The sequence below is a fragment of the Stenotrophomonas testudinis genome (genome assembly GCF_024499815.1).
Taxonomy (GTDB): domain Bacteria; phylum Pseudomonadota; class Gammaproteobacteria; order Xanthomonadales; family Xanthomonadaceae; genus Stenotrophomonas.
Genome location: NZ_JAMOKY010000051.1, coordinates 1 through 20599, shown reverse-complemented (window position 1 = coordinate 20599; position 20599 = coordinate 1). Strand labels below are relative to the sequence as shown.

Sequence of the window (20599 nt, the reverse complement as noted above, 5' to 3'; positions counted from 1 at the left end):
CCCCCCCCCCCCCCCCCCCCCCCCCCCCCCCCCCCCCCCCCCCCCCCCCCCCCCCCCCCCCCCCCCCCCGCTACCGGTACAGACTCAATGTCCGCCGTCGAGCGCCTTCAGTTCGCTCACCAGCGACGCTGCGGCTTCGGCGCCATCGCCGTACAGCATGCGGGTGTTGTCGGCGTAGAACAGCGCATTCTCGATGCCGGCAAAGCCGGTGCCCTTGCCGCGCTTGATCACCACCACGTTGCGGGCGTTGACCGCGTCCAGCACCGGCATGCCGTAGATCGGGCTGGCCGGATCGGTGCGTGCCACCGGGTTGACCACGTCGTTGGCACCGATCACCAGCACCACGTCGGTGTTGGCGAATTCGGGGTTGATGTCGTCCATGTCGGCGATCAGGTCGTAGGGCACGCCCGCTTCGGCCAGCAGCACGTTCATGTGCCCGGGCATGCGCCCGGCCACCGGGTGGATGGCGAACTTCACCTTCACACCGCGCTGGCCCAGACGCTGCGCCAGCTCCCAGATCTTGTGCTGGGCCTGGGCCACGGCCATGCCGTAGCCGGGCACGATCACCACGCGCTCGGCGAAGGCCATCATCGCCGCCACGTCGGCCGCTTCGATCGGCTTCTGCGAACCGGTGATCGCCTGCGCTTCGCCACCGGCGCCACCGCCGAAGTTGGAGAACAGCACGTTGCTGATCGGCCGGTTCATCGCCTTGGCCATCAGCCGCGTCAGCAGGATGCCGGCCGCGCCGACCATCATGCCGGCGATGATCAGCGCCTCGTTGCCCAGCACATAGCCTTCGAAGGACACCGCCAGGCCGGTGAACGCGTTGTACAGCGAGATCACCACCGGCATGTCGGCGCCGCCGATGGGCAGCGTCATCAGCACGCCCAAGGCCAGCGCCAGCACGAAAAAGGCCACGATGGACCACGTGCTGAGCGTGCTGGCGGCGATGATCGCCAGCACCACCACGGCCAGCGCCACCAGGAGGCTCAGCGCCTGCTGGCCGGGCCAGGTGACGCGCTTGTCCATCCGCCCGTCGAGCTTGGCCCAGGCGATGACCGAACCGGACAGCGACACCGCGCCGATGGCCGCGCCGACCACCGCCAGCAGCAGCATGGTGGCCGAGGGCTGGCGCGCAGCCAGGTCGGCCAGCGCCTGCGCACTCCAGTGGCTGGTATCGCGGTTGGCCAGGAAGGCATAGCGCAGCAGTTCCACCGCGCCGATGGCTGCAGCCGAGCCACCGCCCATGCCGTTGTAGAGCGCCACCATCTGCGGCATGTCGGTGATGGCGACCTTGCCTGCCGACCACCAGGCCAGGCCGGCGCCGAGCAGCAGGGCCACCAGGATCAGCGGCACGTTGTGCAGTTCGGGGAGGAAGAAGGTGGCCACCGTGGCCAGCAGCATGCCCAACCCGGCCCAGCGGATGCCGCTGCGCGCGGTGAGCGGCGAGGCCATGCGCTGCAGGCCGAGCAGGAACAGGGTGGCGGCCACCAGGTAGCTGGCCTTGACCAGCCAATCGAGCAGTTCGACGGTGCTGATGTTCAAGCCTGCGGCTCCTTCGGTTCGTCCTTGACACCCTTGGGTGCGCTCGGCTTGAACATTTCCAGCATGCGCGCGGTGACCACGTAGCCACCGGCGGCGTTGCCGGCGCCCAGCACCACGGCGAGGAAGCCCAGGGCCTTCTCCAGCGGTGTCTGCGCGTGGCCCAGCACCACCATCGCGCCGATCAGCACGATGCCGTGGATGAAGTTGGAACCCGACATCAGCGGGGTATGCAGGATGACCGGCACCCGCGAAATGATCACGTGGCCCGCGATTGCGGCCAGCATGAAGATGTACAGCGCCACGAACCCGTCACTCATCGGCAACGCCTCCCGCTCTGTCTTCGTCGCCCCATCATAACCACGGGCTGAACCCGGCGCGTACTCCGGTCAACCAAAGCCGCGCTCACGCGTTGTCGATGGTGACCCCGAGCGAGGAACCGTACCCTGTGCTGGTGAGCAGCCCCCTCCCCCCGACCGCCGACGCCGATGCCCTGCCGGGATCACTGGAAGCGTTCCTGGCCAGCGTCGGCCCGCGCGCCTTCCGCTTCGCCGAGGCCGGCCTGCGCCAGCGCGAGGATGCGCTGGACGCGGTACAGGACGCCCTGCTGCGCATGCTGGACTACGCCGACAAGCCGGCCGCCGAATGGGCGCCGCTGTTCTGGAGCATCCTGCGCCGGCGGGTGATCGACCTGCAGCGCCGGCGCCGCTTCCGCCTGCCGTTCTGGCGCGACAACCACGATGCCGACGGTGCCGACATCGACTGGGCCGACCCCGGCCCGGACCCGGCCCAGGCGCACGAGCAGCGCCAGCAGTACCAGCAGTTGGTGCAGGCCCTGCGCACCCTGCCCGCCCGCCAGCGCGAAGCCTTCACCCTGCGCGTGCTGCAGGACCTGGACGGGGCCACCACCGCCCGCGCCATGGGCTGCAGCGAAGGCGCGGTAAAGACCCATCTGGCACGCGCCCGACAGGCGCTGCAGGATCACCTGGAGAACCATCCGTGAACCGCTCTCTGCCTTCCGATGACGCCCTGCGCAGCCTGCACGCGCAGTCGCTGCAGTCGCTGTCGCCGGCTACCCTGGCGCGCCTGCGCCATGCCCGCCATGGCGCCCACGCGGCGCACCAGGGCCGCTGGCGCTGGTGGCTGGCCAGTGCCTGTTCGCTGGTGATGGCGCTGGGCATCGGCATCCAGTTCACCGGCCCGGACACGCACACCGGCCCGGCCCCGGCACCGATGGTGGCCGCTGTGGAAGACAACAGCGCGCTGTACGACGAGAATCCCGACATGTACCTGTGGCTGGGCGACACCGACCTGGCGATGGAGTGAGAACGATGCTGCGACGCCCCACCCTGCCCCTGCTGATCGCCCTGACCCTGCTGCCGGCCGCACCGCTGCTGGCGCAGACGGCGACGCCTGCGCCTGCGCCCGCCGCGAGCGCCGCGCTGCCGAACTGGGAGCAGCTCACCCCGGCGCAGCGCGATGCCCTGCTGGCGCCGCTGCGCGACCGCTGGAACGGCGCCGATGCCGGCCAGCGCCAGCGGATGCTCTCGCACGGCCAGCGCTGGCAGTCGATGAGCCCGGAAGAGCGCGACAAGGCCCGCCGTGGCCTGCGCCGCTTCGAGCACATGAGCCCGGAGCAGCGTGAGCAGGCGCGCGCGCTGTTCGGGCAGATGCGCACGCTGAGCCCGGCCCAGCGCGATGCACTGCGCGAGCGCTGGACGGACATGACGCCGGAACAGCGCAAGGAATGGGTGCGGGAGAACCCGCCGCCGGCGAAGCCGCGGTAAACCTTCCCGATATCGGGGTCAGATCCCTTTGCGCCAGCAAAGGGCTCTGACCCCACGCCGTCTACTGCTGCCAGCGCGTTCTGGCCAGCAGCTCGTCTTCCCAGTCGAAGCCCAGCTGGCCGCCCTGCACGAACAGGGTGACGAAGTTCAGCAGGTTGCGCGCGTACATCTCGCTGGCCTGGGTGGCGCCGCGGCTGGCCAGGTTCAGCGGGCCATCGATGGCCACGCCCTGGTGGTCGATGCACTGGCCCGGCTGGGTCAGCGCGCAGTTGCCGCCGCTCTCGGCGGCCAGATCGACGATCACGCTGCCCACTGCCATGCCCTCGACCATCGCCTCAGTGACAATGGTGGGTGCCGGCCGGCCCGGCACCGCCGCGGTGCAGATCACCACGTCCACGCTGCGCAGGTGGTCGGCCAGGCGGCGCTGCTGCTCGGCGCGTTCCTCGTCGGTCAGCGCGCGTGCGTAGCCGCCCTCGCCCGCTGCGCTCACCCCCAGGTCGAGGAAGCGCGCACCCAACGACTGGATCTGTTCACGGGTTTCCGGGCGTACGTCGAAGCCTTCCACCTGCGCGCCGAGGCGGCGCACGGTGGCGATCGCCTGCAGGCCGGCCACGCCGGCACCGATCACCAGCACCTTGGCCGGGCGCACGGTACCGGCCGCCGTGGTCAGCATCGGGAAGAAGCGCGGCGCGCGCTCGGCGGCGATCAGCGCGGCCTTGTAGCCGGCCATGCCGGCCTGCGAACTGAGCACGTCCATGGCCTGCGCACGCGTGGTGCGCGGCAGCTGCTGCAGCGGGAACAACAGCAGGCGGTCGTCACCTGCCAGCGCCGCCAGCGATGGGTCGCTGGCCGGAGTGAGCAGGCCGACCACGCTGGCGCCCGGCTTGAGCTGGGCCAATACCGCCGCCGTTGGCGCCTGCACGCACAGCAGGATGTCGATCTCGCTCCAGCGGCCAGCGTCGAAGACGCGCGCGCCGGCATCGTCATAGGCGGCATCGGGGAAGCCCGCAGCCAGTCCGGCGCCGGCTTCGTACCAGACGGTGATGCCCAAGGCCCCAAGCTTGCGCGCCGTTTCCGGCGTCAGTGCCACGCGCCGTTCGCCCGGCGCGGTCTCCTTCATCCCCAGCAACGCCACGGCCATGCAGGTCCCCGCTGATCGGTGAGTTTTCCCGATCCTAGCAGGCGGCCACCCCTCAGTGCAGGGTGGCGCTGCCCGGGTCCAGGCGGTCGATCACGCCCTGCATGGCGCTGTCGAAGGCGCCATCGTCGACGTGGGCGCGAAGGCGGCCCAGCCGCACCATCACTGCAAGTTCTTCCGGCGAGGCCACGCAGAAGCGCACGCCGCGGCGGTTGACGAACAGCAGGCGCGCGGAGATCGGGCTGATCCAGGACAGCTTGCCGGCCTGGACCTTGCCGTCCTTGTCGACGAAGTCCAGCCAGTTGCCGATTTCCATGCGGCGGAAGCGATCGGCGTCGGCATTGTCGAAATCATCGGTATCGACCTGCCCGGCCAGCTCCACGGCACTGGCTTCGGGCACCGGCGCGGTCGGCAGCGCGACCTGCGGCAGTTCCGGCAGCGCGCGCTGCAGTTCCGGCCGCGACTCGGCAATGCCCTGCAGGGTGCCGTGCAGCGCATCGATGGCGGCCGAGGCCGCATCACCGTGCACGCCGACGCTGGCGAACACCTTGGCCAGCACCGGCTGCCAGGCCTGCAGCCACGGCTTGCCGATGATGTGCCGGCGTGCCTCGGCCACTTCCTCGAGCAGGCCATCGCCCAGGCTCAGCGCCTCGGCCACGGACGCGCCGTCCTCGCCCTCGCGCAGCAGCGCCAGGGTCAGGTGGTGCTGCCACGGCTGGCGCAGGAACTCGGCGATCGCCGGCGGCAGGGTGGCATCGCCGATGCGGCGGTCCAGTTCGGCGCCGGCGCGGTTGCGGGCCATCTCCAGCTTTTCCTGGCCACGCTGCGTTTCAGCGGCGCGGCGCTCGGCAATTTCCACGCGGCGGCGATGCTGCAGCAGGAAATCGCGGAATTCTTCTTCGAGGGTCAGGAAGATCGCCAGGTTCTCGTTGAACTCGGCGACCAGGCGCTCGATGATCTCCTCGACCTTGGCCATCAGCATGCGCTCGGCCTGGCTTTCGCCGGTGTTGCCTTCGCAGGCCTCGGCCAGCGAATTGAGCAGCTTGCGGGCCGGGTGGGTCTTCTGCACGAACATGCGGCGGTCGAGCATGGCGACCTTGACGAAGGGCACCACCAGGCGGCCGATCAGCTCGCGCGAGCGGCCTTCCAGTTCGCGTTCGTCCAGCATCACGTCGAACAGCATGCCGACCAGGTCGATCGCATCCTCGTCCTGCGGGTCCAGCCGGGTCTGGCCGGGGTCCACGCCGAGGCGGGTGGCGTTGGACAGCACTTCGCTCTTCAGCCGCTGCGCCAGTGATTCGCCGTCCTCGCCGATGGCCGCGCGCAGGGTGGCGCTGGGCGTGGCCTGCAGCAGCGACAGCACCGACATCATCTCGCGCTGGCTGAGCGGGCGATGCTGGCCCACCGCCACCTGCGCGGCCGACGTGGCGTCCTCGCGCACATGCCGGGTCTGCTGCAGCAGTTCGTGCAGCGCCTCCAGCAGCATGCCCTGCTGGCCGGGATAGGCTTCGCCGGAACCTGCCGGCGCGCCGCCGGGCATGCCATGTTCGCCGGGCAGCTGCTGCTGCATGTGGCCGCGACGTTCGGACCAGCGCGCGGCGAACCGCTGCGCCCAGGCCGGTGCGGCCTGCTCCTCGTCGCTGAAATCGGTCTCGAAGCCCGACGTCTGGCGCTGCTCGACCAGGTCGTCCAGCCCATGCGGTGCCTGCGGCGCCGGGGCCGCCGACAGCGGTCGCCGCGGGGCGCCCATCTGCGGCATCACACCGGCGGCCACCAACTGCTCGTCCAGCTTCTCGTAGATGCGGCCCACCGGCGTGCGCATGTCGCGCTCGCACAGCTTGATCAGCACCAGATGCACTTCCGGTGCCAGCTCGCACCCGGCGAAGGCCTGGTGGATGGCCACGCCCAGGTGTTCGGGGCTGATCGGATCGAGGTCGGCGTCCAGTTCCAGACCGCCGACCAGCCAGCCGAGGCGGCGGTCGAGGCGGGCCAGCACCGGCTTGAAATCGCGCAGCAACACGGTGGCGAAGTTGCGCACCGCCAGCCGCGATTCCAGGACATGCTCGGGAATGAGGCTCAGGCTTTCCTCGGCCGGCCCGGACAGGGTGGCTTCAGCGGACAGCGGATGGCCGTCGGCCAGCGCGGCCCAGGCCTGGTCCAGGTGGGCGGCAAAGGCCGCGGTGATCTCGTCCCGGCGCCGGCGCAGTTCGCGCATGGCATCCAGGAACAGCAACTGCGACGAGCCGGCATTGCCGGCACGGTCGAACAGGGCATCGTCAAACCGCGCCAGCGCCGCGCCGAAGGCCTGGCCCAGGGCGGGCAGGACGACGTCCCGCGCACGCTGGAGCTGGGCCGGGTCACGACCCGACGATCCCATCTGAGTGGGCGCACTCATCATTCGGGAAGGCTCCCCACCTTCTCTGGTACGACAGACATCATGGACATCGCGACGACCGGTACACCCCATGTACCCGATCGTCGATGGTAGGCCGGCCAGCCCGTCACGGACAGTGAAACAGTCCTCACTTCAAACCTCACGACCGGCGGCCCGGCAAGACGGATATCCTAAGCCGTGCGGGGCCTGCGAGGCGAGGGGAAGGGCTCGCCGGTTGCCCGGCAGTGGCATGACGTTCATCACAGTTTGATATTGAAGGGGCAAACACGACGCAGACAGCGTCACCAACCGCCCCGACTATAATCTTCAACCCGTGATGACCGGTTCAGACTCCATGCCCGACCCCGCAGCCCTGCTCGCCCTCGACGCCCGCCGTTCGGTGCCCTCGCGGCAGCTGGGCGAGCCCGGCCCGGACCCGGCCACCCTGCTGCGCATGCTGCAGTCGGCCGTCCGCGTACCCGACCACGGCAAGCGCGTCCCGTTCCGTTTCCTGAAGATTGCCGGCGATGCCCGTCACACCCTGGGGGATTTCCTGGTCGAACGCAGCCGCCAGCGCGATCCGCACGCCGGCGAGGCGGTGTTCGAGAAGGACCGCCAGCGCTTCAGCCACGCCCCGGTGGTGATCGTGGTGGTGGCCAGCCCGCGCCCGGACGCCAAGGTGCCCGAACAAGAGCAGCTGATGACCGCCGGCTGCGTCTGCTTCGCCCTGCTGCAGGCCGCCCAGGCGCTGGGCTTCGGCGCGCAGTGGCTGACCGCGTGGATGGCCTTCGACCCCGCCGTGCATGCCCACCTGGGCCTGGCCGAGGGCGAAGGCATCGCCGGCTTCATCCATATCGGCACCCCCAAGGCCGACGTGCCCGAGCGCGAGCGGCCGGACGCCGCGGCCCTGCTGCAGGACTGGACCGGCCAGTGAGCGCCGTGAATGCCGTGCAGCTGCCGCCGCCGCTGTACCTGGTGGATGCCAGTATCTATGTGTTCCGCGCCTGGCATTCGCTGCCGGACGAGTTCCAGGACAGCCAAGGCTGGCCGACCAATGCGGTGCACGGGTTCGCCCGCTTCCTGCTGGACCTGCTGGAGCGCGAGCGCCCCCGGCATATCGCCATCGCCTTCGACGAGGCGCTGGACAGTGGCTTCCGCCACCGCCTGTACGCGGCCTACAAGGCCAACCGTGACCCGGCGCCGGAAGCGCTGAAGCGCCAGTTCGTGCACTGCAAGGCGCTGTGCGCAGCGCTGGGCCTGGTGGTGCTGGCCCACCATGACTACGAGGCCGACGACCTGATCGGCAGCGCGCTGCACCAGCACCGGCACAGCCATCGCGGCCTGATCATTTCCGCCGACAAGGACCTGTCGCAACTGCTGCTGGACCACGACGAACAGTGGGACTATGCACGCAACCAGCGCTGGGACGTGGCCGGGGTGAAGGCGCGGCACGGCGTGCACGCGCACCAGATCGCCGATTACCTGGCCCTGTGTGGCGATGCGGTGGACAACATTCCCGGGATCAGCGGTGTCGGCGCCAAGTCGGCGGCGGTGCTGCTGGCCCACTTCGGCAGCATGGACGCGCTGTACGAACGCCTGGACGAAGTGCCGTTCCTGCGGCTGCGCGGCGCCGCACAGATGGCCGTGCGCCTGCGCGAGCAGCGCGACCACGCCCTGCTCTGGCGGCAGCTGACTACCATCGCGCTGGACGCGCCGCTGGAAGGCTGCCAGCCGGGCCTGCTGCGCCAGGCGGCAGACCCGGAGCTGCTGGGCGGCCTGTGCCAGGCGCTGCGCTTCGGCCCGCTGACCCGCCGGCGTCTGTTCAGCGCCGCAGGCGTCAACGATCCCGGTTCGGCCACCGCGGCCGGTCCCGACCATTCCCTCCCCTCCTCCAGCGAGCCCGCATGAGCCAGAGAAACACCGAAGCCCCGCGCGTCGTCTACGAAGGCAAGTACCAGCGCATGGTCGTGCGCGGCACGTGGGAATACAGCGAGCGCACCCATGCCGGTGGCCTGGCGGCGATCATCATCGCGGTCACCCCGGAGGACAAGGTGCTGTTCGTCGAACAGTTCCGCGTGCCGCTGCAGTCGGCCACCATCGAGATGCCGGCCGGCCTGGTCGGCGACATCAATGCGGGCGAGTCGATTGAAGTGTCGGCCGTGCGCGAGCTGGAAGAGGAAACCGGCTGGACCGCCGAGCACGCCGAAGTGCTGATGATCGGCCCGACGTCCTCCGGCGCCAGCAGCGAGCAGATCGCCTTCGTCCGTGCCACCGGCCTGCGCCGCATCGGCGAGGGCGGCGGCGATGAGAGTGAAGACATCACCGTGCACGAAATTCCGCGTGCGCAGGCCGCCGCCTGGCTGGTGCAGAAGATGGGCGAAGGCTACGCGCTGGACGCCAAGCTCTGGGCCGGCCTGTGGATGATCGAGCACCACCTGGATGGACGCCCGCGTGGCTGATGCCGGCCTGCATGCGGCGCCGGCCCTGCTCGGTGCCGACGATCCTGCGATCTACACGATCCATCGTGCGCAGGGCGCCTCGCCGTTCGTACTGCTGGCCGACCACGCCGGCCAGCAGGTGCCGCGCGCGCTGCATGGCCTCGGCCTGGCGCAGGCCGAGCTTGACCGCCACATCGGCTGGGACATCGGCATCGCCGGCACCACCCGCGCACTGGCCGGGCTGCTGGATGCGTGGGCCATCGAACAGACCTATTCGCGGCTGCTGATCGACTGCAACCGACCGCTGGCCTCGCCCACGCTGATCCCGGAAGTGAGCGACCACACCGCGGTGCCGGGCAATGCCGGGCTGTCGGCGGCGCAGCGGCAGCAGCGCATCGATGCCATCCACGCGCCGTATCACGCCCGCATCGATGCCGAGCTGGACGCACGCCGCGATGCCGGCCGCCCGACCCTGCTGGTGATGATGCACAGCTTCACCCCGGCGATGAACGGCACGGCGCGGCCGTGGCACGCCGGCGTGCTGTACCACCAGGACACGCGCTTTGCCCAGGCACTGCTGCAGGCGCTGCGCGATGAAGGCGACCTTGTGGTCGGCGACAACGAGCCATATTCGGTAAGCAGCACCAGCGACTACGCGGTGCCGGTGCATGGCGAAGGTCGTGGCCTGGTGCACGTGGAGCTGGAAATCCGCCAGGACCTGATTGCCGATGTGGCCGGGCAGCAGGCCTGGGCGGAGCGCCTGGCGCGGATCTTCAGCGCGTTGCAGCCGGGGTTGTTGGCGGTTGGGTGACCGAAGCCCGGTAGCGCCGGGCCACGCCCGGCGAGCCGCATCGCGGCGGCGCAACGTAATGCCGCCGGGCATGGTCCCGCGCTACCGCAGCGTAGGCGCGTCCATCCACGGGAACGGCTTGAAGCCGTGCACCTGCACGGTCGCGCCGATCGCTTCGAACTGATCCTTGATGGCCTGCGCCCGGTTGCGATCCAGGGCTTCGCCCAGCGACAGCGGCAACGCACGGCAGCGTGCCAGCGCCTCACCCACCGGCACCTCGTGCAGGTGCGCCACGGCCTGCGCGGTGGCCTTCAGCTGCTCATCCGCGCACGCCAGCAACTGCAGATCGAACGAGGAAAAGATGCCCGCGCCCACACCAGCATCGCGCGCGGCGGCCTGGTCTGCGGCCGTGGCCTCACCCAGCGCTTCGTCGATGCCTTCGATCTGCTGGAACGCGTCGTACTCGTGGTAGTACGCCAGCGCCTGCGCGTACTCGGCCAGCGTGGACAACGGGCGCTGCCGCTTCTGCACGTCGAGCACGTCGGCGAACGTGGCCGGCTCCAGATAGGTGGACAGGCCCAGCGCGCGCGCCTCGGCCGGCACCTCGCTGTCATCGTCGAACGCGGTCTCCTCGTCGGGCGGCAACCAGAACCGCGCCTGCAGCAACTCGCCGTCTGTGGCGTGCACCCAGCCGAAGGACCGGTACACGCCATGGTCGTCGTTGCAGGCGGCGAACGCGTGCAGCGTCTGTTGCAGGTCCAGCAGTTCGATCATGCGTTGTTGGCCTGGCCATCAAGGGAGCCGCAGTCTACCGGTGCCGGGCGCAGACCCAGCGCGATGACCACGCCGAACAGGGCAAACAGCGCCGCGCCGTACTCGGCACGCAGCAGCCCGGCCAGCGCGCTGGGCGAACCTGCAACGCCGGCGCCGGCATTGGCCACCATCACCAGGACCGCCAGGCCCAGCGCACCGCCGATCTGCTGCGCGGTGGCGGCCATGCCCGAGGCCACGCCCTGCTGTGCGGCCGGCACGCCCTGCCCGGCCACGATCCACATCGAGGTCCAGGTCATGCCCTGGCCGATGCTCAGCACCACCACGGCCGGCAGCAGCGGCCAGAAGTTCGAGGCATGCGGGAGTGTTGCTGCGACCCAGGCGATGCCGACGGCGCCGGCCAGCTGGCCGAGCACCAGCACCTTGCGTGCACTCCAGCGCTTCAGTGCCCACTCGGCCAGCTGGATGCCTACCGTGCACACCGCCGTAGCAGGCAGGAACGCCAGGCCGGCCTGCAGCGGGCTCCAGCCATAGCCATCCTGGAAATACAGCGCCATGAAGTAGTACTGCACGCCGTAGCTGCTCATGAAGGCGAAGGTGAGGCCGAGCGCGGCGCGCAGACCGGGCAGGCGCAGCAGCGCGAACTGCATCAGCGGGTCGCGGCTGCGCTGTTCGATCTGCACGAAGGCCACCAGCAGCAGCGCCGACAACAGCAGGCAGCCCAGCGTGGCCGGCGCGGTCCAGCCCCACTCCGGCCCCTGCACGAGGGTGGTCACCAGAAGGCTGCCGCCGAGGGTGACGGTGATGCAGCCGGCCAGATCGAACGAGCGGCCCTGCGCGCGCGGGCCATCGGCCGGCAGCCACGCACCGGCGGCAACGGCGCAGGCGGTGGCCAGCGGCACGATCACCGCCAGCACGGCCGGCCAGCCGAACGCCTGGGTCAGCACGCCACCGAGCAGGGTGCCCAGCGCCAGGCCGACCGCGCTGGCCATGCTCCAGATCGCCAGCGCGCGGTTGCGCACCGGGCCCTCGGCGTACAGCGTGTTGATCAGCGCCAGCGTGGCCGGGAACAGCAGCGCGGCACCGATGCCCTGCGCGGCGCGCGCGATGATCAGCAGCGTGGCGCTCGGTGCCAGCGCGCCCAGCAGCGAGGCCAGCGCGAACAGCAGCATGCCCAGCCGGTAGAAACGGCGGCGACCGATCAGGTCGGCGGCGCGCCCGCCCAGCAGCAGGCTGCCACCGAAGGCCACGGTGTAGGCGCTGACCACCCACTGCAGCTGCTGCGCGTTGATCTGCAGGGCGCGGCCCATGTCATGCAGGGCGACGAAGATGATGGTGGCGTCCAGGGCGATGATCAGCTGGGCGGTGGCCAGCAGGGTCAGCGCCCAGCGCGGGTACTTGAGAGGGGGCATCGGCGGCGGTGGATCAGTGGGGGAACGCAGTCTCATTGATGCGGGCCAATCAATAAACCCCTGCCTGCCCATATCTGTCATGATTTTTGGCATGAATGGATCCTCGTTGGACCTCAATGCCGTGCGCATGCTGGTGCAGGTGGCCGAGGCGCGCAGCTTCACCGTCGCTGCCGGGCAGCTGGGCCTGAGCCAGTCCGGGCTGTCGCGCGCGATCGGCCGGCTGGAGGCCACGCTGGGGGTGAAGCTGCTGCAGCGGAACACCCGCAACGTGGCCCTGACCCCCGATGGGCGCCAGTTCGTCGACCAGGTGGCGCCGCTGCTGTGCGGCCTCGAGGATGCCGAGCGCCAGCTGGCTGACCGCCCGTGCACGCCGTCGGGCACGCTGAAGATCAGTGCGCCGTCGATGTTCGGGCGCAAGGTGCTGGTACCGCTGCTGGGGCCCTTGCTGCAGCAGCATCCGCAGCTGCAGGTGGACGCGGTGCTCAGTGATCGCCTGGTCGATCTGGTCGAGGAAGGTTTCGATGCCGCGCTGCGCACCGGTGTGATTGCCGACCAGCGCATCATTGCGCGGCCGCTGCGGCCGCTGCGCTGGGTGACCGTGGCCAGCCCGGATTACCTTGCCCGTTGCGGCACGCCGGGGGATATCGCCGCGCTGCATGACCATGCCTGCCTGGCGGTACGCAACCTGCGCAGCGGGCGGGTGGTGGACTGGCAGTTCCGGCAGGACGGCCCGCTGTGCGACTTCACCCCGCCGACGCGGATGGTGTTCGACAGCGGTGATCCGCTGGTGGAAGCGGCCATCGCCGGCATCGGCATCGTGCAGGTGATGGATTTCGCGGTGGCCGATGCGTTGGCCGACGGACGCCTGCAGCGCGTGCTGCAGCCGTTTGAAGGGCGCAGCCGCGAGCTGTCGCTGATCTATCCGCCGTCGCGGCAGCATTCGCCAAAACTGCAGGTGCTGGCCGACGCGTTGCTGGCCGGCGACTGGTAGATCCACGCCATGCGTGGATGGGGGCCACACCGGGGTCAGAGCCCTTTCCGTGGGAAAGGGCTCTGACCCCGTGGGCATCAGGCGAAGCTATCGGTGGCGCGCACCAGCGCGTCCACGTTCTCCGCTTCGAACGCCGAATGGCCCGAGGCCGGGGTGATCTCGAGCTTGGCCTTCGACCAGACCTTGGTCAGGTCCCAGGCGTTGGCCAGCGGGCACACCACGTCGTAGCGGCCGTGCACGATCACGCCCGGGATATCGGCGATGCGGTGCGCGTCGCGCAGCAGTTGGTCCTCCACCTCGAAGAAGCCACCGTTGACGAAGTAGTGGTTCTCGATGCGGGCGAACGCCAGAGCGAAGTGCGGGTCTTCGTGGCTGTTGATGAAGTCATCATCGACGTGCAGGAAGCTGGTCGCGCCTTCCCACACCGCCCAGGCCTTGGCCGCTTCCAGGCGCGTGGTTTCGTCTTCGCTGGTCAGGCGGCGGTGGAAGGCCGAGATCAGGTCGTGGCGCTCCACGGCCGGGATCGGCTTCAGGTAGTGCTCCCACGCATCCGGGAACAGGCGGTTGGCCCCTTCCTGGTAGAACCATTCCAGCTCCCAGCGGCGCAGCATGAAGATGCCGCGCAGGACCAGCTCGGTCACGCGCTGCGGATGGGTTTCGGCATAGGCCAGGGCCAGGGTCGAACCCCAGCTGCCACCGAACACCTGCCAGCGGTCCACTTTCAGGTGTTCGCGCAGCTTTTCGATATCGGCAACGAGGTCCCAGGTGGTGTTGTCCACCAGGTCGGCGTGCGGGGTGGAACGGCCGGCGCCACGCTGGTCGAACAGGATGATGCGGTACTTCGACGGGTCGTGGAACTGGCGCATCTTGTCGCTGCAGCCGCCGCCCGGACCACCGTGCAGCATCACCACCGGCTTGCCGTCCGGGTTGCCGCACTGTTCGAAGTACAGCGTGTGGCGGTCGTCGACCTTCAGGGTGCCGACGTCGTAGGGAGTGATGACGGGATACAGCGTACGCATGCTTGCAGCTCCAGGGTGATGCCCTGCCAAGGCAGGAGAACCTCCATTCTAGGCCGGGCGCTGGCCCAGGGTGATGCGGTCGCGCTGCTCCAGGTCCTGCGCGGTCTGCACCTGCACATAGCCTGCCTGCTCGAACAGCGCGCGGATCGCCTTACCCTGGTCCCAGCCATGCTCGATCAGCAGCCAGCCGCCGGGCAGCAGGTGTGTCTGGCCGCCGGCGACGATGCGGCGGATGTCATCCAGCCCATCCAGCCCGGAGGCCAGCGCGGTGGCCGGTTCGAAACGCAGGTCGCCCTGCTGCAGGTGCGGGTCATCGCTGGCGATGTACGGCGGGTTGCTGGCGATCAGGTCGAAGCGTTGGCCCTGCAGCGGCGCGTACCAGTCGTGCCCGCCTTCAGTGAAGCGCACGTTGCGCAGTTCATGACGGGCGGCATTCCGCGCGGCCGTCGCCAGCGCACCAGGACTGGCGTCAGTGGCCAGCACCTGGGCCTGCGGGCGCTCGCTGGCCAGTGCCAGTGCGATGGCGCCGCTGCCGGTGCCGAGGTCGGCCACCTGCAGGTCGCGATCGGCCGGCAGGCGCTCCAGCGCCAGCTCGACCAGCAGCTCGGTTTCCGGGCGCGGAATCAGGGTGGACGGGTCGACGTCCAGGTCCAGCGTCCAGAAGCCGCGGCGGCCGGTCAGGTAAGCCACCGGTTCGCCGGCCACACGGCGCGCCAGCAGGGCGTCGAAGGCGGCCAGATCGGTGGCGGGCAGCGGATCGGTGGCGTGGGCGAACAGCCAGCTGCGCGGCCGGTCCAGCACGTGCAGCAGCAGCAGTTCGGCCTCGTGGCGGGCATCGATGCCGCCGAGGCGGGCGCTGGCGTCGGCTACGGCCTGGCGCAGGGAGGGTTCTGTTTTGAAGGACATGCCTCAATTGTAGAGCCGAGCCCATGCTCGGCTCCTGCAGAGGCAGCCGAGCATGGGCTCGGCTCTACAAAGCCGGGATTCGTTCAGGTCCGGCGGGGCGGGATAAGGAGGGGCTATCGGCCCATCTTCACGGAAAGCCACGATTTCCCTTGTCATACAACCGCTTGCGGGATGGCGACGACCGGATTCATCGCAGGCTCATCGCATTTTAATAGACTCCATCTATCAAATAGATGAAATCAATGCATTGTTCTTATCGCTGATGAATCGGTAACCTAGCTCCTGTCGATTCACCCGCTCCCCTTCACCCAGAGGAAAAACGATGTCCCTCATCAACACCCAGATCCAGCCGTTCGAAGCCAACGCCTACCACAACGGCGAGTTCATCAAGGTTTCCGATGCCAGCCTGAAGGGCCAGTGGTCCGTCCTGATCTTCATGCCGGCCGCGTTCACCTTCAACTGCCCGACCGAGATCGAAGACGCCGCCGAGCACTACGCCGAGTTCAAGAAGGCCGGCGCCGAGGTCTACATCGTCACCACCGACACCCACTTCTCGCACAAGGTGTGGCACGAAACCTCGCCGGCCGTCGGCAAGGCCCAGTTCCCGCTGGTCGGCGACCCGACCCACAAGCTGACCCGCGCCTTCGGCGTGCACATTGAAGAAGAAGGCCTGGCCCTGCGCGGCACCTTCATCATCAACCCGGAAGGCGTGATCAAGACCCTGGAGATCCACTCCAACGAGATCGCCCGTGACGTCTCCGAGACCCTGCGCAAGCTGAAGGCTGCCCAGTTCACCGCCGCCAACCCGAACCAGGTCTGCCCGGCCAAGTGGAAGGAAGGCGAGAAGACCCTGACCCCGTCGCTGGACCTGGTCGGCAAGATCTAAAGCAGCACCGGCCTGCCGCGGCCCCACGCCGCGGTGTGCCCCTCATCCCCGTGCCGGCCCCACGCCGGCGTGGGGGTGAACCCAAGACGGCCGCGCCCGCATCGCCCCTTCCACAGGTCCGCGCTGCCCTCTTGGGTTCACCCCTACCCCTCGCTGGTCCGCTACCTTTCACAGCGGTGCCACGCCCCCTGTTTGCCTGAAGCCAGGAGAAGACCATGTTGGACGCCAACCTGCAGTCGCAGCTGAAGACCTATCTGGAGCGCGTGACCCGCCCGATCCAGATCACCGCGCACGCCGACGACGGTGCCAAGTCGCAGGAAATGCTGGAACTGCTGCAGACCCTGGAAAGCCTGTCGGACAAGATCTCGCTGCAGGTCCTGCGCGACGGCCAGGGCCGCGTGCCGTCCTTCGACCTGGGCACCCCGGGCCAGGACATCCACCTGACCTTCGCCGGCCTGCCGATGGGCCACGAGTTCACCTCGCTGGTGCTGGCCCTGCTGCAGGTCGGCGGCCACCCGTCCAAGGCCACCGCCGAGCTGATCGAGCAGGTGCGGAACCTGGAAGGCGATTACCGCTTCGAGACCTACTTCTCGCTGTCCTGCCAGAACTGCCCGGACGTGGTGCAGGCGCTGAACCTGGCCGCCGTGCTCAACCCGCGCATCCAGCACGTGGCCATCGATGGCGCACTGTTCCAGGACGAAGTGGAGAAGCGCGAGATCATGTCCGTGCCCACCGTGTACCTCAACGGTGAAGTGTTCGACCAGGGCCGCATGACCCTGGAACAGATCGTGGCGAAGCTGGACACCAACGCCGGCAAGCGCGACGCCGAGAAGATCGCCGCCAAGGACGCCTTCGACGTGCTGGTGGTCGGTGGTGGCCCGGCCGGCGCCGCAGCGGCCATCTACGCCGCGCGCAAGGGCATCCGCACCGGCATCGCCGCCGAGCGTTTCGGTGGCCAGGTGCTGGACACGATGGCGATCGAGAACTTCATTTCAGTGAAGGAGACCGAGGGCCCGAAGCTGGCCACCGCGCTGGAACAGCATGTGCGCGAGTACGAGGTGGACATCATGGATCTGCAGCGCGCCACCGCGCTGGTGCCGGCCGGCGAAGACGGCCTGGTGCAGGTGCAGCTGGAAAACGGTGCGGTACTGAAGTCGCGCTCGGTCATCCTGTCCACCGGCGCACGCTGGCGGCAGATGAACGTGCCGGGCGAAGACCAGTACCGCAACAAGGGCGTGGCCTACTGCCCGCACTGCGATGGCCCGCTGTTCAAGGGCAAGCGCGTGGCGGTGATCGGTGGCGGCAACTCCGGCGTGGAAGCGGCCATCGATCTGGCCGGCATCGTGTCGCATGTGACCCTGCTGGAGTTCGATTCCAGCCTGCGCGCCGATGAAGTGCTGCAGAAGAAGCTGCGCAGCCTGGGCAACGTGACCGTGCTGACCAGCGCGCAGACCACCGAAGTGCTCGGCGATGGCAGCCGCGTCACCGGCCTGGTCTACAAGGACCGTGTCGGCGGCGATGCCCACCGGGTCGAACTGGAAGGCATCTTCGTGCAGATCGGCCTGCTGCCCAACACCGAATGGCTGAAGGACAGCGTGGCGCTGTCGCCGCGTGGCGAGATCGTCATCGATGACCGCGGGCAGACCAACCTGCCGGGCGTGTTCGCCGCAGGCGATTGCACCACGGTACCCTACAAGCAGATCATCATCGCCATGGGCGCCGGTTCCACCGCGGCACTGAGCGCCTTCGACCACCTGATCCGTTCGTCCGTGAGCAAGGGCAGCGGCGCGGTGGCCGAGGCGGCCTGATCATTCGTTCCCAGGGTATCGGGGGCACCATTGCCTGCTGGGTAAGCCGGTCCGTTACCCTTGGGGTCTTACGATGAATCTTCGCGATCTGAAATACCTGGTGGCCCTGGCCGATCACAGGCACTTCGGCCGGGCTGCCGCCTCCTGTTTCGTCAGCCAGCCCACGCTGTCCACCCAGATCCGCAAGCTGGAAGAGGAGCTGGGTGTATCGCTGGTGGAACGCGCACCGCGCAAGGTGATGCTGACCCCGGCCGGGCAGGAAGCAGCGATGCGGGCACGGGTGATCGTGTCCGAAGTGGAACAACTGAAGGAAGCGGCGCGACGCAGCCGCGATCCGGAAGCCGGCACGGTGCGCCTGGGGATCTTCCCGACCCTGGGCCCCTACCTGCTGCCGCATGTGATCCCGCGCATCCGCGACCGCTTCCCCGAACTGGAACTGCTGCTGGTCGAGGAAAAAAGCGACGTGTTGCTGGAGCGCCTGCGCGAAGGCAAGCTGGACGCCGCGCTGCTGGCGCTGCCGGTGATCGACGACCAGCTGCATGCCGAATTCCTGTTCGAGGAACCGTTCCTGCTGGCCGTGTCCGGGCGCCACCCGCTGGCCCGCCGCGAACATCTGGACGTGCAGGAACTGGCCACGCAGAAGCTGCTGCTGCTGGAAGATGGCCACTGCCTGCGTGACCAGGCGCTGGAAGTGTGCCGCCTGTTCGGCGCCAACGAGAAATCCGAATTCCGCGCCACCAGCCTGGAAACGCTGCGACAGATGGTCGCCGCCGACGTCGGCATCACCCTGCTGCCGAGCCTGTCGGTGCAGCCGCCGGTGCCACGCTCGAACAACATCCGACTGCTCGACTTCACCGGCGAAGGCCGCCCCAGTCGGCGTATCGCCATGGTCTGGCGGCGCAGCTCGGCCATGCATGGCTTCCTGCTGGAGCTGGCCGACCAGTTCAAGCGCCTGCCGCAGGCACTGTTCACCCTCGATGCCGAGGGCGTGCCGGCCGGCGCCGCACCGGACATGCCCGGCCCGCTGCTGAACGGCTGATCCGGCAGCGCCGGCGCGCTGCCGCGGCGGGAGTCGATTCCGGCCGCATTTGTCCCCACAATACAGTCAGGCGGCGCCAGGTGGTGCCGCCTTTTGCATGGCTTTCAATCAAGGAGCACCACCATGAACACCGCCAGCGGCCTGCCGCCGTCCATCACTGTGTCGACCTTCGACATGGACCGCCTCGAGGCCATGCTTGATTCGCCTGCGCTGAGCCAGACGCCTGCCGCGCTCGCGCTTGCCGAAGAACTCAACCGGGCCACCGTGCTGGCGCCGGACCAGATTCCCGAAGGCATCGTCATGATGCATTCGCGCGTGGAGTGCGAAGATGAAGTGTCGGGCGAGAAGCACGTCCTGACCCTGGTCTTCCCCCGCGAAGCCAATGTCGATGAAGGCAAGGTGTCCGTGCTGGCCCCGGTCGGCACTGCCCTGCTTGGCCTGGCCATCGGCCAGAGCATCGACTGGAACGCGCCCGGCGGCCGCAAGCTGCGCCTGCGCGTGACTGCGGTTCACAACGACCGTCCCTGATTACCGCTGCGCACCGCGCGCGATTCGATTTCCCTGCACCAGGAGCCGTAATGAGTACCCCGTCCAAACTGTCCCAGCTGCGCGAACTGTCGGTGGTTGTCGCCGATACCGGTGACTACGACGCGATCAAGCGCCTGCAGCCGGTGGATTGCACCACCAACCCGACCCTGGTGAAGAAGGCGCTGGACCTGCCGGTCTATGCCGAGCTGATCGAACGCGAACTGGCCTGGGGCCGCCAGCAGGGCGGTGACCGCGAAGCCGTGGTGCACGCCGTGGCCGACCGCCTGACCATCGGCGTCGGCGCGCTGCTGAGCACGCTGGTGCCGGGCCGCGTGTCCACCGAAGTGGATGCCGACCAGGCCCACGACACCGGGGCCACCGTGGCCAAGGCCCGCCAGTTCATCCAGATGTACGCCGATGCCGGCGTGCCGCGCGAGAAGATCCTGATCAAGATCGCCGCGACCTGGGAAGGCGTGGAAGCCGCGCGCATCCTGCAGGCCGAGGGCATCGACTGCAACCTGACCCTGATCTTCAACCCGACCCAGGCCCTGGCCTGCAGCGAAGCCGGCGCGTTCCTGATCTCGCCGTTCGTCGGCCGCATCCTGGACTGGTACGTGGCCAACGGCCAGACCCCGGCCAACATCGACGAAGACCCGGGCGTGAAGTTCGTGCGCGGCGTGTATGCCGAATTCAAGCGCCGCGGTTCGCCGACGGTGGTGATGGGCGCCTCGTTCCGTTCGACCGCGCAGATCGAAGCGCTGGCCGGCTGCGACCGCCTGACGATCTCGCCGGACCTGCTGGAGAAGCTGGACGCCGACCACGGCGAGCTGCCGCGCAAGCTGGTGGCCGGTGCGGCCGACGGCGTGGCGGTCACTCCGATCGACGCGGCGAAGTTCGCGGCGGATCTGGCCGCAGACCCGATGGCGACCGAAAAGCTGGCGACGGGTATCGATGCGTTTGCCAAGGATCTGCAGGCGCTGCGCGAGCGGATCCGCTCGGAACTGTGATTGCCGCGAACGGCTGAGCCCCTCGTGGCGGGGGGCTTGTAGAGTCGAGCTTGCTCGACTGACTGCTGGAGCAACAGCCGCGCTGGGTCGGGCGGGGGGGGGGGGGGGGGGGGGGGGGGGGGGGGGGGGGGGGGGGGGGGGGGGGGGGGGGGGGGGGGGGGGG

The 20599-nt window shown here is 69.0% G+C and carries 21 protein-coding genes; 13 read left to right on the top strand and 8 right to left on the bottom strand.

Annotated features, from left to right (window positions below; genetic code table 11):
• Positions 1-84: 84 nt before the first annotated feature.
• Both NQ204_RS18305 and NQ204_RS18300 read right to left on the bottom strand, forming a co-directional pair.
• A complete protein-coding gene (locus NQ204_RS18305; protein WP_116865430.1) occupies positions 85-1545 on the bottom strand; it encodes an NAD(P)(+) transhydrogenase (Re/Si-specific) subunit beta in 1461 nt (486 codons plus the stop codon).
• A complete protein-coding gene (locus tag NQ204_RS18300) occupies positions 1542-1862 on the bottom strand; it encodes an NAD(P) transhydrogenase subunit alpha part 2 (RefSeq protein WP_116865431.1) in 321 nt (106 codons plus the stop codon). The genes NQ204_RS18305 and NQ204_RS18300 overlap by 4 nt, the downstream gene beginning before the upstream one ends.
• 98 nt (positions 1863-1960) lie before the next feature.
• On the opposite strand from NQ204_RS18300, the gene NQ204_RS18295 reads away from it, so the two are divergent.
• From NQ204_RS18295 to NQ204_RS18285, 3 genes are read left to right on the top strand one after another with little or no spacing between them, the layout of a single operon-like run.
• Entirely contained in the window at positions 1961-2545 is a 585-nt protein-coding gene (locus NQ204_RS18295) for an RNA polymerase sigma factor (protein WP_256644588.1), read from the top strand.
• Positions 2542-2868 (top strand): hypothetical protein, encoded by a 327-nt coding sequence (locus tag NQ204_RS18290; RefSeq protein WP_116865433.1) that lies wholly within the window; start codon positions 2542-2544, stop codon positions 2866-2868. Before NQ204_RS18295 ends, NQ204_RS18290 begins: the two co-directional genes overlap by 4 nt.
• Before the next feature lie 5 nt (positions 2869-2873).
• Positions 2874-3329 carry a DUF3106 domain-containing protein gene (locus tag NQ204_RS18285; RefSeq protein WP_256644587.1) on the top strand — a complete coding sequence of 152 codons (456 nt, stop codon included), beginning with the start codon at positions 2874-2876 and terminating at the stop codon, positions 3327-3329.
• A gap of 61 nt (positions 3330-3390) precedes the next feature.
• Here the strand turns inward: NQ204_RS18285 and NQ204_RS18280 are convergent, their stop codons facing one another.
• Together NQ204_RS18280 and NQ204_RS18275 are read right to left on the bottom strand one after the other, a co-directional pair.
• Complete coding sequence (locus NQ204_RS18280) at positions 3391-4470, bottom strand: NAD(P) transhydrogenase subunit alpha (protein WP_256644586.1); 1080 nt, start codon at positions 4468-4470, stop codon at positions 3391-3393.
• Between the two features lie 52 nt (positions 4471-4522).
• Entirely contained in the window at positions 4523-6865 is a 2343-nt protein-coding gene (locus NQ204_RS18275) for a DUF1631 domain-containing protein (protein WP_256644585.1), read from the bottom strand.
• A 331-nt stretch (positions 6866-7196) separates the two neighbouring features.
• Here NQ204_RS18275 and NQ204_RS18270 point away from each other — a divergent pair, with 331 nt between their 5' ends.
• The 4 genes from NQ204_RS18270 to NQ204_RS18255 are packed head-to-tail and all read left to right on the top strand — an operon-like array spanning position 7197 to position 10090.
• The gene (locus NQ204_RS18270; RefSeq protein WP_116865156.1) at positions 7197-7775 is read left to right on the top strand and encodes a nitroreductase family protein; all 579 of its coding nucleotides are present in this window, start codon (positions 7197-7199) and stop codon (positions 7773-7775) included.
• Positions 7772-8749: a 5'-3' exonuclease gene (locus tag NQ204_RS18265; RefSeq protein ID WP_256644584.1), complete on the top strand. Its 978-nt coding sequence runs from the start codon at positions 7772-7774 to the stop codon at positions 8747-8749. Before NQ204_RS18270 ends, NQ204_RS18265 begins: the two co-directional genes overlap by 4 nt.
• Positions 8746-9300: an NUDIX hydrolase gene (locus NQ204_RS18260; RefSeq protein ID WP_116865151.1), complete on the top strand. Its 555-nt coding sequence runs from the start codon at positions 8746-8748 to the stop codon at positions 9298-9300. Before NQ204_RS18265 ends, NQ204_RS18260 begins: the two co-directional genes overlap by 4 nt.
• Positions 9293-10090 carry an N-formylglutamate amidohydrolase gene (locus NQ204_RS18255; RefSeq protein ID WP_116865154.1) on the top strand — a complete coding sequence of 266 codons (798 nt, stop codon included), beginning with the start codon at positions 9293-9295 and terminating at the stop codon, positions 10088-10090. The genes NQ204_RS18260 and NQ204_RS18255 overlap by 8 nt, the downstream gene beginning before the upstream one ends.
• Before the next feature lie 81 nt (positions 10091-10171).
• Here NQ204_RS18255 and NQ204_RS18250 read toward each other — a convergent pair whose 3' ends face one another.
• The gene (locus NQ204_RS18250; protein WP_116865150.1) at positions 10172-10843 is read right to left on the bottom strand and encodes a DUF7716 domain-containing protein; all 672 of its coding nucleotides are present in this window, start codon (positions 10841-10843) and stop codon (positions 10172-10174) included.
• Positions 10840-12252 carry an MFS transporter gene (locus NQ204_RS18245; RefSeq protein ID WP_256644583.1) on the bottom strand — a complete coding sequence of 471 codons (1413 nt, stop codon included), beginning with the start codon at positions 12250-12252 and terminating at the stop codon, positions 10840-10842. The genes NQ204_RS18250 and NQ204_RS18245 overlap by 4 nt, the downstream gene beginning before the upstream one ends.
• Before the next feature lie 91 nt (positions 12253-12343).
• On the opposite strand from NQ204_RS18245, the gene NQ204_RS18240 reads away from it, so the two are divergent.
• Complete coding sequence (locus NQ204_RS18240; RefSeq protein WP_256644582.1) at positions 12344-13243, top strand: LysR family transcriptional regulator; 900 nt, start codon at positions 12344-12346, stop codon at positions 13241-13243.
• A 77-nt stretch (positions 13244-13320) separates the two neighbouring features.
• Here the strand turns inward: NQ204_RS18240 and pip are convergent, their stop codons facing one another.
• Both pip and prmC read right to left on the bottom strand, forming a co-directional pair.
• The gene (pip, locus tag NQ204_RS18235) at positions 13321-14262 is read right to left on the bottom strand and encodes a prolyl aminopeptidase (RefSeq protein ID WP_256644581.1); all 942 of its coding nucleotides are present in this window, start codon (positions 14260-14262) and stop codon (positions 13321-13323) included.
• 48 nt (positions 14263-14310) lie between these two features.
• Complete coding sequence (gene prmC / locus NQ204_RS18230; protein WP_116865452.1) at positions 14311-15168, bottom strand: peptide chain release factor N(5)-glutamine methyltransferase; 858 nt, start codon at positions 15166-15168, stop codon at positions 14311-14313.
• Positions 15169-15490: 322 nt separating this feature from the next.
• Here prmC and ahpC point away from each other — a divergent pair, with 322 nt between their 5' ends.
• The 5 genes from ahpC to NQ204_RS18205 all read left to right on the top strand — a co-directional run bounded on the left by ahpC (position 15491) and on the right by NQ204_RS18205 (position 20436).
• Positions 15491-16054 (top strand): alkyl hydroperoxide reductase subunit C, encoded by a 564-nt coding sequence (gene ahpC / locus NQ204_RS18225; RefSeq protein WP_079220707.1) that lies wholly within the window; start codon positions 15491-15493, stop codon positions 16052-16054.
• Positions 16055-16269: 215 nt separating this feature from the next.
• Positions 16270-17862, top strand: a complete 1593-nt coding sequence (gene ahpF / locus NQ204_RS18220; protein ID WP_256644580.1) for an alkyl hydroperoxide reductase subunit F — start codon at positions 16270-16272, stop codon at positions 17860-17862.
• A gap of 73 nt (positions 17863-17935) precedes the next feature.
• Entirely contained in the window at positions 17936-18901 is a 966-nt protein-coding gene (locus NQ204_RS18215) for a LysR substrate-binding domain-containing protein (RefSeq protein ID WP_116865356.1), read from the top strand.
• A 123-nt stretch (positions 18902-19024) separates the two neighbouring features.
• The gene (rnk, locus tag NQ204_RS18210; protein WP_116865355.1) at positions 19025-19429 is read left to right on the top strand and encodes a nucleoside diphosphate kinase regulator; all 405 of its coding nucleotides are present in this window, start codon (positions 19025-19027) and stop codon (positions 19427-19429) included.
• A 50-nt stretch (positions 19430-19479) separates the two neighbouring features.
• Positions 19480-20436, top strand: coding sequence for a transaldolase (locus NQ204_RS18205; RefSeq protein WP_256644579.1), 957 nt, complete (start codon positions 19480-19482; stop codon positions 20434-20436).
• Positions 20437-20599: the final 163 nt, after the last annotated feature.

Bases quoted from the DNA above. Each gene is read 5' to 3' on its own strand.
- NQ204_RS18300 (WP_116865431.1), bottom strand. From the start codon at position 1,862: ATGAGTGACGGGTTCGTGGCGCTGTACATCTTCATGCTGGCCGCAATC.
- NQ204_RS18295 (WP_256644588.1), top strand. From the start codon at position 1,961: ATGGTGACCCCGAGCGAGGAACCGTACCCTGTGCTGGTGAGCAGCCCC.
- NQ204_RS18285 (WP_256644587.1), top strand. From the start codon at position 2,874: ATGCTGCGACGCCCCACCCTGCCCCTGCTGATCGCCCTGACCCTGCTG.
- NQ204_RS18280 (WP_256644586.1), bottom strand. From the start codon at position 4,470: ATGGCCGTGGCGTTGCTGGGGATGAAGGAGACCGCGCCGGGCGAACGG.
- NQ204_RS18275 (WP_256644585.1), bottom strand. From the start codon at position 6,865: ATGATGAGTGCGCCCACTCAGATGGGATCGTCGGGTCGTGACCCGGCC.
- NQ204_RS18270 (WP_116865156.1), top strand. From the start codon at position 7,197: ATGCCCGACCCCGCAGCCCTGCTCGCCCTCGACGCCCGCCGTTCGGTG.
- NQ204_RS18260 (WP_116865151.1), top strand. From the start codon at position 8,746: ATGAGCCAGAGAAACACCGAAGCCCCGCGCGTCGTCTACGAAGGCAAG.
- NQ204_RS18250 (WP_116865150.1), bottom strand. From the start codon at position 10,843: ATGATCGAACTGCTGGACCTGCAACAGACGCTGCACGCGTTCGCCGCC.
- NQ204_RS18245 (WP_256644583.1), bottom strand. From the start codon at position 12,252: ATGCCCCCTCTCAAGTACCCGCGCTGGGCGCTGACCCTGCTGGCCACC.
- NQ204_RS18240 (WP_256644582.1), top strand. From the start codon at position 12,344: ATGAATGGATCCTCGTTGGACCTCAATGCCGTGCGCATGCTGGTGCAG.
- pip (WP_256644581.1), bottom strand. From the start codon at position 14,262: ATGCGTACGCTGTATCCCGTCATCACTCCCTACGACGTCGGCACCCTG.
- prmC (WP_116865452.1), bottom strand. From the start codon at position 15,168: ATGTCCTTCAAAACAGAACCCTCCCTGCGCCAGGCCGTAGCCGACGCC.
- ahpC (WP_079220707.1), top strand. From the start codon at position 15,491: ATGTCCCTCATCAACACCCAGATCCAGCCGTTCGAAGCCAACGCCTAC.
- ahpF (WP_256644580.1), top strand. From the start codon at position 16,270: ATGTTGGACGCCAACCTGCAGTCGCAGCTGAAGACCTATCTGGAGCGC.
- NQ204_RS18215 (WP_116865356.1), top strand. From the start codon at position 17,936: ATGAATCTTCGCGATCTGAAATACCTGGTGGCCCTGGCCGATCACAGG.
- rnk (WP_116865355.1), top strand. From the start codon at position 19,025: ATGAACACCGCCAGCGGCCTGCCGCCGTCCATCACTGTGTCGACCTTC.
- NQ204_RS18205 (WP_256644579.1), top strand. From the start codon at position 19,480: ATGAGTACCCCGTCCAAACTGTCCCAGCTGCGCGAACTGTCGGTGGTT.